Raw genomic sequence first — 12,374 nt, 5'->3', positions numbered from 1 at the left:
TGGAATATTTTGCACATTTATTAAGAATGTTTAGACTTTTCAGAGATGTTTTGGTAAATTTAAAAAGATGGCGGCTAGTTCCTTTGAACTGCCGCAAATTGAATTGAAGGGATGTTGAATGGATGGAAGAAGTTTGTAAAACAGAATACGAAATCAACCCGCAGACGATGGCGCTCATTGCTAAATACGATGAACGTGGACAAGTGGTTACACAAGCCTTTGAAAAGAATGGTTCTTTCGAGGTTGCAAAGTGGCCAAGCCAGATTGTTGATGATTCCTGCCGGTATTTTGCCAGTAGTCTAGAAGGGCGCCTCTTAGGCACAAAGCAGGTGACGAGCTACACTCACAAACCTCCGATTGTTATTTCGGAAGCTATGGGTATTTATTTCTTTCCGATCATTTCCCCCAAACGTAAAGAATGCTCCTGGATCGCTCACAAATACATCCGCTCATTTAAAGGTGAACCCGACCACACGACGTCTTTAAAGTTTTCCAATGGCACTTCAATCAATATTCCTGTATCTGTGGGAATGTTTGCAAATCAAGTACAAAGAACTGCACATTTCCGGGTCATCCTCGAGGATCGTCTGAACTCATCGCCAGTTTCTCATGATGCCCGCCATGAGCTGATTGCTGAGACTTTTTCATAAGCTCAAAAAGAATATTTTCGACTTTTTTCCGAATGGCCGGATTAAAGTAATTTCTTTTTTCTTCGTACCCATGGGCCAAAAACAAAAAAGAAGTGAAAGAGTCGTTTCTGCCTGATTCAACGACTTGTAAGTTTTGCTGGTCCATTTGATGTCGCAGCTGCTTCCTTTCTTCCCTCGCTTCAAGCTCCATTTTCCCCAACAGTTCCATATAAGGCTCTTTAATTTTGAATTTTCCCTGTTCGAAGTGTTTTCGATCTTGTTTAATGACGGCGATAGCCATGGATAAAAATAAATAGCGGGAAGCCAGGTCAAGTTCTTTCTGTTTTAAATACCTCATGCTATTCTCCTCCAAATACGAACATCTGTTCTTATTTTGTATTATACCACGGATCTCTCCTGTTTATGCAAGTGAATTTTCGAAAGGGATGAAATTGGAAATGAAGATGATATTCCTTTGTTCCAGTCTAAAGGTATGCAGGAAGTCGTCTTTCGTATAAAATAAAGGGAAAAGGCTGCACGTATCACTCGTGTAAACAAGGAGAAGCGCCGACTTATGTACTTATTTTCTGTAACAATCGATCGTTGGAGGAGAATGGCTGAAAATGATCAATTGTTTGACTATATCATTCACCAACTAGAACAGCTTGAAAGTTTTGGACCACTTCCGGGTATACTTCTACCCCTGTTGGAAGCATTTCTACCTATCCTTCCATTAGTGGTTTTTGTACTCGCCAACTCAGTGGTCTATGGTTTACTGAAAGGATTTTTTTATTCTTGGCTTGGAGCGGTGATCGGGGCCATCAGCGTCTTCATGATTATTCGTAAATTAGGGGATAAACGCTTTTTCAAGTTCATCACTAAACAAAGACAAGTGAAGCGCGTCATGACATGGGTCGAGGAGCATGGATTCGGACCTTTGTTTTTACTGATGTGCTTCCCGTTTTCTCCTTCGGCGATCATCAACATTGTGGCTGGTCTTTCAAAAGTGAATCGTCAGCAATTCATACTGGCTGTTTTATTAGGAAAGTCTGTCATGATTTTCACTATTGCTTACGTCGGCAGCAGTATCGCATCGTTCGCACAAAATCCCGTTAAAACGATCGTCGTGGGTGTGTGTATTCTGCTGTTTTGGGTGATCGGAAAATACATAGAGAAGCGAATCCAGCGAAAGGCGGAGCAGAAGGCTTATACCGGTGATTAAGTTTAATCCAGAAGGGGTAAAATATGGGTAGAATGACACCTGGAGGATTAAACCATGAAGAAAAAATATAAAAGAGCAATCCGCACCATTGTTCTGGCCCTGCTTCTTGCTTTTGTATTCCGATCTTATTTATTCGCAAGCTATATCGTAGAAGGAGAGTCTATGGAACCCACCCTGTATGATGGGAATCTGCTTATGGTAAATAAGATCATCTATGACTGGCAGAACATCAGCAGACATGATGTCATCGTCTTTCATGCCAATAAAGAAGAAGATTACGTGAAAAGGGTAATCGGAGTACCCGGCGACCGGATAGAAGTGAAGGAAGACCAATTGTTCATCAACGGGGAGTTCGTCCCTGAATATTATCTGGATGCTTTGCGGCCCAACGACGGCCTCCCATTTACGAATGACTTTAGTTTAGAAGCTGTAACAGGGAAAAAGAGAGTTCCGGAGGGACATTTGTTCGTTATGGGGGATAATCGCAGGGATAGCCTGGACAGCCGGTATTTCGGTTTTGTGAAAATGGATACAGTGGTTGGTAAAGTAGATGTGCGTTACTGGCCGTTTTCGCAGATGAACCTGCAATTCTAAGAAGGAATCAACAAAGAATAAGCCGATCCATTGATAAACATACTTACCGTCCTGGTTGGGCGGTTTTTTTAGTTGTGTATGCACTTGGCTGATTGGTGAGAAGTAAAAACATAGGAAAGCCGACGACTTTAACAAAAGGCTCTGTTAAAGTCTGTTGTTGATATTTTAAACGAATACTAAATAGTCCCCCTCTGGAATCAGGGGCACGGAAAGGGAGTCATTCTAAAAGGCTGCCTCATACAAATTTCCAGACAGAAAGAGCGGATACAAGGTTCCAGATGAAATAACAACACCAAGCAATAACAGAGCCTAACAATAAATGATAAAATGGAGACAATGAAGATACACAGGAAGGAGCGGAAGTTATGGGGATGCGATTGATGGCAGGGCGCTCAGGGGCAGGAAAGAGCACCCGCTGCTTAGAAGAACTTGAGACGAAGTTGAAAGCAGATCCAAGAGGGCCCGCACTGTTATATATTGTGCCGGATCAAATGACTTTTCAACAAGAATATGCGCTTTTGAAACGTCAAGGGTTGGAAGGATCGATTCGTGCACAAGTGTTCAGTTTTTCACGTCTGGCATGGAGAGTGCTCCAGGAAACCGGTGGAGGAACGAAGAAATTCATCACTTCTACAGGGGTCCAGATGATGTTGAGAAAGATTGTAGAAGAACGGACATCGGATTGGAGTGTTTTTCAGAAAGCAGTCGAAAAACAAGGGTTCATTGAACAATTGGAAGGGATGATTACAGAGTTCAAGCGTTACCGGATCATGCCGGAAGATCTTCACCAGCAAATGGCTGCCATTGACCAGTATACGCACACGACGAGTCAGGAACAGGGGCTGAGGGATAAGCTTGAAGATTTGTCTTACATTTATGACCGCTTGGTGGATGCGCTCAGGGAGCAATACATAGATAGTGAGGATCAGCTGCAATTGTTGGCGGACAAAATCCCGGAGGCTTCATTTTTAGAAGGTGCTGAAATATATATCGACGGCTTCCACAGCTTTACACCGCAGGAGTATACCGTCATTGAAGCATTGCTGAAAAAAGTGAAGACCGTCCATGTGACATTGACGACAGAGCCTCCGGAAGATGAAACGAACCCGGAGCTTGATTTGTTCCATGAAACGAAAGAAACGTTTCTGTATTTGAAACAGGTGGCTGCCGAAGCAGGGACATCTGTTGAAAGTGTCGAAATTCTTGACCATGAAAATGGACGACTGAAGGAGCGGCCTGCTTTCAAGCATTTGGAACAGTATTTTGACGAACGACCAGCACCGCCATTCGAAGGAGATGCGCCGATTCAAATATCAGAAGCAGTACACCCGAGAGCCGAGGTCGAGGGAGCCGCTCAGGAAATATTGAGATTGGTCCGCGAAGAAGGTTACCGCTTTAAAGACATGGCCATTTTAATGCGTGAGCCGGAGGTTTATCACAGTTTGATAGATACTTTATTCGATGACTATGATATCCCTGTCTTTATTGATGAGAAGCGGACGATGCTGAACCATCCGATGATTGAATTGATCAGGTCGGCGTTGGATGTGATTGAAGGGAACTTCCGTTATGATGCCGTCTTCCGATTACTGAAAACAGGGTTTATTCCTACGACCGACTCTGAATTTCCTTTGACTGAAGACGCGATTGATGAACTGGAAAACTATGTCCTTGAGTATGGGGTCCGTTCAAGAAGTCAATGGTTTTCTGATGAGGACTGGATTTATCAACGATTCAGAGGTTTTGAGCAGGCTTCACAGACGGATGAGGAAAAACAAAAGCAGATACGGATCAATGCATACCGAAGCCAGGTAAGGGCGGCTATGGAGACGTTCGACAGTGAATTACGGGCTGCCGATACAATTGAAGAGCGTTCTCGATCCATCTATCTGTGGCTTGAGCAGCTTCGTGTTCCTCAACAGTTAGAAAAATGGAGAGACCGTTATGACGAGGATGGCGAAATTGAACGAGGGCGTGAGCAGCAGCAGGTTTGGGATGCCGTTTTACAGCTGCTTGATGAGATGGTCGAAATGGCAGGAGAAGAAAAGATGTCTCTCCAAGTCTTTCGCAGCATGATAGAAAGTGGTCTCGAGTCCCTGACTTTTGCCCATGTGCCGCCTAGTATGGACCATGTCATTGTCGGTAGTGTCGACCGTTCCAGAATGACAGGAATCAAAGTTTCATTCCTGTTAGGAGTGACAGATGGGATGTGGCCTATGAAGCCGCCAAGTGACGGGATGATTTCTGAGCAGGAGCGTTCGTTGCTTGCAGAGCATGGGCTCCGGCTGGCCGACGGCAGCAGTCGTCAATTATTGGACGACCGTTTTTATGTCTACTTGGCGTTGACGATGGCAAAAGACCGGCTTTGGATCAGTTATCCGCTCAGCAATGAAGAAGGAAAGTCCAAAATTCCCGCTCAAATCATTCAAAGAGTTGAAGAACTATTCCCGGCGTGTCAGGAGCACCTGCTTTTACAAGATCCTGATGACCTTCATGAAGCTTCAAGGTTCATTACCAACCCTGCTAAAACGAGATCAGCATTGACTTCTCAGCTTGCCAGGTACTTGAAAGGGTATAAGATGGAACCGGTATGGTGGAATGTGTTGAATTGGTATATCACTCATGAAGAACCGTCCGGCCTGACGAACCGCGTCTTACAAAGTCTGTTTTATCAAAATAAACCGACGTCCCTTTCTAAAGAAACAACAGGTCAGTTGTTCAATAAACAGTTGAAATCCAGTGTATCGCGGTTGGAAACATATCACCGTTGTTCCTACCAGTATTTCGCGAGACACAGTTTGAATCTTGAAGAGCGGAAGACATACAAACTGGATGCGCCGGATATCGGTCAATTATTCCACGAAGCTTTGAAACAAATTACCGAATGGGTCCAATCAGAAGGACGCGACTTTTCTCAATTGAATCGCAATGAAACCGATCGCTATGCAGAAAAAGCCACCCATCAGCTGGCACCGGTTTTACAAAATCAGATTTTGCGCAGTTCGAATCGTTATCAATATATCCAGAAGAAGCTTCAACAAGTCATTGCCCGCGCCGCCTTCGTTCTCAGCGAGCAGGCAAGAAAAAGTCAGTTCTCCCCAATAGGGTTGGAATTAGGTTTTGGAATGGAAAAGGATTCGAAGCTTCCTCCTCTCTCATTGGATCTGCCGAACGGCTATGAACTGATGCTTAGAGGAAGAATCGATCGAGTAGACAGAGCTTTGACGGAAAATGACTTGTTTTTGCGGATTATCGATTATAAGTCGAGTGCAAAAGGTCTCAGTTTACTGGAGGTCTATTATGGGCTGTCCTTACAGATGCTTGCCTATTTGGATGTTGTTCTATCCAATGCAGAGCAATGGTTAGGGGCACCGGCTGCTCCGGCGGGGGTACTTTACTTCCATGTCCACAACCCGATGATTTCCGGTAAGCAGATGCTGGATGATGAAAAAATTGAAGAGGAGATCTTCAAGAAATTCAAAATGCAGGGTCTGTTATTGGAAAATGAACGAATCGTCCAAATGATGGATACAGGATTGGATAAAGGACATAGTCAGATCATCCCGGCAGGGTTAAAGGCGAAGGGTGGTTTTTATAAGGGGTCTCATACGGCTGATGCAGGTCGTTTCCAAGAATTGAGCCGCTATATACGTGATTTGATGAGTCAAGCCGGGACAGCCATTACGGAAGGGGAAGTGAAACTTGACCCTTATCAACAAAAGCAGCAGGTCGCCTGTAATCTATGCCCGTATCGTTCTGTCTGTCAATTCGATCCGAGCTTAGAAGAGAATGAATATCGCAAGCTGCAGGAAATGAAAGACGAAGAAATATTAGACAAAATTACAAAAAGAGAGGAGGACTCTCCATGGTAAGTTGGACGGAAGAACAACAACGGGCGATCTACTCCCACGGTTCAAACATTTTAGTAGCAGCAGCGGCAGGGTCAGGGAAGACGGCTGTGTTGGTGGAACGAATCATTCAAAAGCTGCTTCATAAGGAGTCTCCTGTCGATATCGATTCCTTGCTTGTCGTCACTTTTACCAATGCCGCTGCACAGGAAATGAGGAACCGTGTCGGTCAAGCACTTACGGAAGCACTCGATGAAAACCCGGGTTCACACCACTTGAAAAAACAGCTGTCCTTACTGCAGAACGCTTCGATTTCGACTCTGCATTCATTTTGTATGGAAGTTGTGAGGAGATATGCCTATATGCTGGATTTGGATCCGGGATTCCGGATAGCGGATACGATTGAATCCGATTTGATTCAGCAGGAAGTATTGGAGGATTTGTTCGAGGACTGGTATGGAAAAGAAGGCGGAGAGCAGGAACGCTTCTTTGATGTCGTCGACCGTTTTTCCAGCGACCGCAGTGATCTGGACGTGGAGAAGCTCGTCCTCGATCTTTACACATTCGCAACACAAAACCCATGGCCGGAAGCTTGGCTGGACGAAATGGTATCCATGTATGATGTCGAGGAAGTGCAGGGAGAAAAGGACCTGCCATGGCTGAATTTATTGAAACAGGAAGTCCATAGCCAGCTGAAAGCGATGGAAGTAGAAGTCCGGAAGTTTTTAGACCTGACTCGGGAGCCGGATGGTCCTTACACGTACGGGGAGGCGGCTGATGCTGATTTAGAGATGATCCAGCAAGCCAAAGGTGCCTTGGAACATTCTTGGGAAGAGCTTCAACAGTTTATCAGTGGAAGTAAATTTGCCACCCTTTCCAGAAAGAAAATGGACTGTGATGACGAGAAGAAGGAAAGAGCGAAAAAGATAAGGGACAGCTATAAAAAGCGATGGACGGAAGTGCGTGACGAATGGTTCTCACGTTCCCTGACCAGTTATCTGGAAGATATGCAGGAACTCCACCCCGTCATGGAACAGCTGGCTGTCATCGTCAAAGACTTCAAACAACGCTATGAACAACTGAAAAAAGAAAAAGCGATCGTTGATTTTTCAGACTTGGAGCATTACTGCCTTCAAATTCTACTGGATGAAACATCGACTCCGGAGCATCCGGTCCCGTCTAAGGTAGCGGAAGGTTTCCATACTCAATTCTCCGAGGTATTGATAGATGAATACCAGGATACGAACCTGGTCCAGGAAACGCTGCTCCGCTTACTGACAGATAGTGAGGAAGCAGGTCACTTGTTCATGGTAGGGGATGTCAAACAAAGCATTTACCGCTTCCGCCATGCCGAGCCTTCTTTATTCCTGAATAAATATAAAGCGTATGGGAAAGAGGAAAATGAAGGAGAACGGATCGATCTTGCCCGGAATTTCAGAAGCCGGAAACAAGTGTTGGATGCGACGAACTATATCTTCAGACAAGTTTTGGATGAAGAAGTCGGTGAAATGGAATATGAAAAAGAAGCGGAGTTGATTTATAGTAATAAAATTTATGACGAATTGACTTCCGATGAAGCCGAGGGCGAACTTTTCCTGATCGACCGTGAGTCCACAGAGGAAGAAACGCCTGAGCAGGAGGAATACAAAGACCTTGAAAAAGCGCAGCTGGAAGCCCGTGCGTATGGGAAAATGATACGAGAATGGCTGGGTCATGGAGATCAGCCTCCGATGCAGGTCGTTGATAAGGAGACGGGAACAAAACGCAGCCTCCAATTCAGGGACATCGTCATTTTGATGCGGTCGATGACTTGGGCACCGATGATTGTAGAAGAGTTGAAGCATCAAGGAATACCTGTCTATGCTGAGCTCTCTACAGGGTACTTTGAAGCGATTGAAATCAAAGTGATGCTCAGCTTCCTGAAAGTCATTGATAACCCGATGCAGGACATCCCATTAGCATCCGTATTAAAATCGCCGATTGTAGGGTTGAATGAAGATGAGCTTGCAAAGCTTCGTTTATCTAAGAAGCGGGTCAGTTATTATGAAGCGCTGAAATCTTATGCTCACAATGATGAATTAGGTCGGAAAGTCCAGGATTTCTTAGGGCAGCTGCAAAGCTTCCGTGAACGAGCGAGACAAGGTGCGTTGTCAGAATTGATCTGGGATATTTACAGAGAGACGGGGTATTACGATTTTGTCGGCGGAATGCCGGGTGGAAGACAGAGGCAGGCGAATTTGAGAGCATTGTATGATCGTGCCCGTTCTTATGAGGCGACATCGTTCAGAGGTTTGTTCCGTTTCCTTAGGTTCATAGAAAGAATTGAGGAGCGTGGGGATGACCTCGGAGCTGCAAGAGCCCTTGGGGAACAGGAAGACGTCGTCCGCATCATGACCATCCATAAAAGTAAAGGGCTGGAGTTTCCTGTCGTTATCCTTGGAGCGATGGACAAACAATTTAACATGATGGATTTGAGAAACCGCTATTTGCTTCATAAAGACTATGGGTTTGGTTCCCGGTATATCAATCCAGAAAAACGTCTTATGTTTCCGACTCTTGCTTACCATGCATTGAAGCAGGCGAAACGACGAGAATTGCTGGCAGAAGAAATGAGAGTCCTATATGTGGCCTTGACCCGGGCAAAAGAAAAACTGGTCATGGTCGGAAACGTCAATTCATTTGAAAAGAAACAGGAGAAATGGCAATCCTTTGCTGATTCCCCTGACTGGGTCCTTCCTCCTCATGAACGCCTGGAAGCGAAATCGTATTTAGACTGGGTGGGTCCTGCGTTAGTCAGGCACCATCATACAGACAACCTTCGTGGAGAAATCGAAGTGAAGACAGCCGAAGAAATTCACAACGATGAATCAGAATGGAAAGTCCATATCGCACATGGTAGAGAATTCGCTCTTTTGGAGGAGCGGGAAAAACACCGTGATGAAGAGTTGAAAAAAGCGGTTGCGGAGTGGGTAGCGGTAGAAGAGGATGCGCATGATAAAGATCTTGTCGAAAAGCGGTTGAATTACGTTTATCCACACCGTAAAGCAGCTCACAGCCGGGCAAAACAAACCGTCACGGAGATTAAGCGCCAGCGCGAGGTCAAGGATGAGTATTCCAGCGACCAGTTATTGACGCCTTACCGGGCGCCGATCGTCAAGCGTCCTCGGTTCATGCAGCAGGATAAGAAAATGACCGCGGCTGAAAAAGGGAGTGCCATGCATACGGTTATGCAGCATATCCCTATGAACAAAGAAATGGATCCGGAAGAAGTGGAAGAGTTTGTCGAGCATCTCGTGTTGAAAGAAGTCATGCGTCGTGAAGAAGCGGATGTCATTGATTTTGATGCAATAGCGGCCTTTTTCCAAACGTCAGTCGGTCAGCTTGTACTGCGGGCAGAGCGTATTGAACGGGAAGTTCCCTTCAGTATGACGCTTCCAGCTCATGAAGTGTACAAAGAATGGACAGCACCCACGGAAGAGCGTGTGTTCATTCAAGGTGTTATTGATGCAATGATTCCTTATGAAGATGGATGGATGATATTGGATTACAAGTCGGATACATTCCCCGAGCAATACCATTCTGTAGAGGAGCTCATGCGTGAACGATATGGAACACAAATCAATCTCTACAGTTATGCGTTAGAAAAAATATGGAAAGAGCCGGTCCACAGAAAATGTCTTTACTTCTTTGAAGGTTCCTATATCGTGGAGGTGGATGAAGATGGGGGAAACGTGTGAGTTGTGTTCAAGATCCCCGGTAGTAACGACAGAACATCATCTCGTTCCAAGGCAGTTCGGCGGAGTCAATGGTCCGACCATCATGTTATGTGATGCGTGCCACCGCCAAATCCATGCTCTTTTTACTAATGAAGAATTAGCTGCTTTTTATCATTCGGTTGAGAGGCTCAGGGACCACCCGGATATGAAGAAATACTTGAAATGGGTCCAAAAACAAGATCCTGAAAAGAAAATTACGATAAGAAAATCCAATCGTAAAAAGAACAGATAAACGAACCCCGTGCACTCGCTTCTTGGAGTGCACGGGGCTTTTTAACACTATAGTGACAGTTAGGGATGACTCACTTCAGTGGAGTTTATGATGTACATTCAACAGGCGGGATTTTAAGCGTTGGCAGTAATGTTCTGATCGTTCACATCCGGGTCGAATGGGTTAGTCGAACTGAAGCCGTTATTGGTCACGATCCAGTTTCCGGTGTTGAAACCTCCTGAACCGGCGTTGGTCTTTGAGGTGCTTTTAGGAGAAAGGTAGAACGAGTCTCCGAAGTTGACGACACCACCGCCCACGCTGTTGATGTTGATGGGCCCGACAATGGCCGGCATAAACATCGCCTCCTTTTCTGCATATCCGTTCTTTAGGTCTATATAGTAACAACCTATGCGAAAAACAGATTAAGGTTCATTGTTAATAATCCGGATGTGTTTGGTACGGGAGGAAGCATCGAAATGGTCAATGCCGCCGATTTGAAGCACAGCAGCTGTAGAAAGACCTTTTACGGAGACGTGATCGACTATAATCGGGGAGTTATGATAATAGAAGCTGCTAATTTCAATGGGATGTAGTGGAGGGGAAGGGGGGATTGAAAATATCGGATAGTCTTCGTAGTTGAATGTGTCGGTCGTGTATTCCTCCCCCTCTTTCTGGACGGCTAAAACAGTGGAGGTTGGAGATGCACGATAGACATCCCCAACCTCCATGACAGACCCGATCGTCACTGATTTGACTTCAATGTGATTGACATACACCATCCGCTTAATCATTCTTATCCACTTCCACTTCTCCATTGGATTCCAAGGGAGTGAAAGGGCCGATGATCAAAGATTCTGCAGGTGTGTCAAAATACGATTGGAGCCTGATCGTTTTGTTGTCTCCAATCAAAAAGACAGAGGAAGAAGAAACACCCGTCACCTGGATGTTACCTACATGAAGGCCGTAGTTATGAACGATGAAATTCATTCAAAATCATCTCCTTGAAACGTATCAAGATATTGGGCGATCGATGATCGGATCTCAGTTTGGATTTGATGAACCACTGCCATTGCGTCCATTTTTGTATCTTGATTTTTATAGTATTCCACTCTTTGAGAAAGTTGCTTTTGAACATCAGCGACAATTTGCTGCTGGTGCTGTTCACTTACATTCAAATCGTGGTCGCGGATATACTGGGCCATCCAATGAGGGATATCTTCTGTCATGAATGTATGCAGGGTGTGAAGGATCGGGTCCTCAGTATTTGTCTTCTGTGTGTAGAGGTCACCGACATCTGAAAGATCTGAGCCATTTGGAGTGAGTCCGATCTGCAGCGTTCCTTCCAACGTTTCTATTTTCAGTTGATCGAAATGGTATTCAATTTTTTCAATGACCGTTTTTGGTTGAACATTCGCTTGCAGATGTTCGATTTTATTTTGTAATTCCTCGATCAGCCGCTGCTGCTGTTCCACCTGCCGGAACATCTGCTGCATCCATTCATTCCAAGGATTGTATGAGTTCAAATGTGCTCACCCCCTCTGGTTACTTTATGCGGGGAAGAGGCTGTCTATGTTATGGAAAGTGGGACGAGTGGTGCGGCTTCCCCGATGATTTTGACTGAGCCATCCTGCGGTTTTGCAAGCTTTGCAGGCTTAGTGAATCCGCCTGTATTGTATAAGTCCGCTTTGGACTGTATGACACCGGAGCTTCCGATTTGGACGATAGAAGAATTAGAGATGGAGCCGATTCTGAGCACGTGTATACTGATGGACTGGTGGACGGTCAAGTTCATTCCTCCAACCTCCTAGGCATCATTGATAATACTTTGATCGATGTTTTCCTCATCATTGACAAAAGTATTGGAACGATTGATGTCGACATGAATTCTGTTCCCTGTATTAAAAGATCCGCCGCCTGCAAAGGTTTTCGCCCATGCTTGTGGGGACATATGATAGACATCTCCGACATTGAATATGCTTGAAGAAGAGATTGAAAGAATTTTAATCGCTCCCACTTTTGCTGGCATAAAAAAACTCCTTTCCACTATTTTATGAAACTAAATTGTTTAAATTACGTAATCGAAGTAAAATAAAG

Annotated in this window: 13 protein-coding genes; 6 read left to right on the top strand and 7 right to left on the bottom strand. The window is 45.0% G+C overall.

Annotated elements, in window-relative coordinates; all coding sequences use genetic code 11:
* The first annotated feature begins 122 nt into the window (after positions 1–122).
* Complete coding sequence (locus LCL89_RS07290) at positions 123–650, top strand: competence protein ComK (RefSeq protein WP_224809202.1); 528 nt, start codon at positions 123–125, stop codon at positions 648–650.
* On the opposite strand, the gene LCL89_RS07285 is transcribed toward LCL89_RS07290, so the two are convergent.
* Complete coding sequence (locus LCL89_RS07285) at positions 571–987, bottom strand: hypothetical protein (protein ID WP_224809200.1); 417 nt, start codon at positions 985–987, stop codon at positions 571–573. The genes LCL89_RS07290 and LCL89_RS07285 overlap by 80 nt on opposite strands.
* Positions 988–1,203: 216 nt before the next feature.
* Between LCL89_RS07285 and LCL89_RS07280 the strand changes: the two genes are divergently transcribed.
* The 5 genes from LCL89_RS07280 (at position 1,204) to LCL89_RS07260 (ending at position 10,301) form a co-directional block, all read left to right on the top strand.
* A complete protein-coding gene (locus tag LCL89_RS07280) occupies positions 1,204–1,851 on the top strand; it encodes a TVP38/TMEM64 family protein (RefSeq protein WP_224809197.1) in 648 nt (215 codons plus the stop codon).
* Between the two features lie 54 nt (positions 1,852–1,905).
* Positions 1,906–2,445 (top strand): signal peptidase I, encoded by a 540-nt coding sequence (gene lepB / locus LCL89_RS07275; RefSeq protein WP_224809195.1) that lies wholly within the window; start codon positions 1,906–1,908, stop codon positions 2,443–2,445.
* Between the two features lie 365 nt (positions 2,446–2,810).
* Positions 2,811–6,317 (top strand): helicase-exonuclease AddAB subunit AddB, encoded by a 3,507-nt coding sequence (addB, locus tag LCL89_RS07270; RefSeq protein ID WP_224809193.1) that lies wholly within the window; start codon positions 2,811–2,813, stop codon positions 6,315–6,317.
* Positions 6,311–10,030: a helicase-exonuclease AddAB subunit AddA gene (addA, locus tag LCL89_RS07265; protein WP_224809191.1), complete on the top strand. Its 3,720-nt coding sequence runs from the start codon at positions 6,311–6,313 to the stop codon at positions 10,028–10,030. The genes addB and addA overlap by 7 nt, the downstream gene beginning before the upstream one ends.
* Complete coding sequence (locus LCL89_RS07260; RefSeq protein ID WP_197315390.1) at positions 10,014–10,301, top strand: HNH endonuclease; 288 nt, start codon at positions 10,014–10,016, stop codon at positions 10,299–10,301. The genes addA and LCL89_RS07260 overlap by 17 nt, the downstream gene beginning before the upstream one ends.
* A 113-nt stretch (positions 10,302–10,414) precedes the next feature.
* On the opposite strand, the gene LCL89_RS07255 is transcribed toward LCL89_RS07260, so the two are convergent.
* The 6 genes from LCL89_RS07255 to LCL89_RS07230 all read right to left on the bottom strand — a co-directional run bounded on the left by LCL89_RS07255 (position 10,415) and on the right by LCL89_RS07230 (position 12,306).
* Entirely contained in the window at positions 10,415–10,633 is a 219-nt protein-coding gene (locus tag LCL89_RS07255; protein ID WP_197315391.1) for a spore germination protein, read from the bottom strand.
* Positions 10,634–10,702: 69 nt separating this feature from the next.
* Positions 10,703–11,071 carry a spore germination protein GerPE gene (locus LCL89_RS07250; RefSeq protein WP_224809189.1) on the bottom strand — a complete coding sequence of 123 codons (369 nt, stop codon included), beginning with the start codon at positions 11,069–11,071 and terminating at the stop codon, positions 10,703–10,705.
* The gene (locus LCL89_RS07245; RefSeq protein WP_197315393.1) at positions 11,064–11,267 is read right to left on the bottom strand and encodes a spore gernimation protein GerPD; all 204 of its coding nucleotides are present in this window, start codon (positions 11,265–11,267) and stop codon (positions 11,064–11,066) included. Before LCL89_RS07245 ends, LCL89_RS07250 begins: the two co-directional genes overlap by 8 nt.
* Positions 11,264–11,803, bottom strand: coding sequence for a spore germination protein GerPC (gerPC, locus tag LCL89_RS07240; RefSeq protein WP_224809187.1), 540 nt, complete (start codon positions 11,801–11,803; stop codon positions 11,264–11,266). Before gerPC ends, LCL89_RS07245 begins: the two co-directional genes overlap by 4 nt.
* 44 nt (positions 11,804–11,847) lie before the next feature.
* Positions 11,848–12,072 carry a spore germination protein GerPB gene (locus LCL89_RS07235; RefSeq protein WP_197315394.1) on the bottom strand — a complete coding sequence of 75 codons (225 nt, stop codon included), beginning with the start codon at positions 12,070–12,072 and terminating at the stop codon, positions 11,848–11,850.
* A 12-nt stretch (positions 12,073–12,084) separates the two neighbouring features.
* Positions 12,085–12,306 (bottom strand): spore germination protein, encoded by a 222-nt coding sequence (locus LCL89_RS07230; RefSeq protein WP_197315395.1) that lies wholly within the window; start codon positions 12,304–12,306, stop codon positions 12,085–12,087.
* Between the last annotated feature and the right edge of the window lie 68 nt (positions 12,307–12,374).

The organism is Halobacillus yeomjeoni (assembly GCF_020171525.1).
GTDB lineage: Bacteria > Bacillota > Bacilli > Bacillales > Halobacillaceae > Halobacillus > Halobacillus yeomjeoni.
This window is presented reverse-complemented; position numbering and strand designations above follow the sequence as displayed.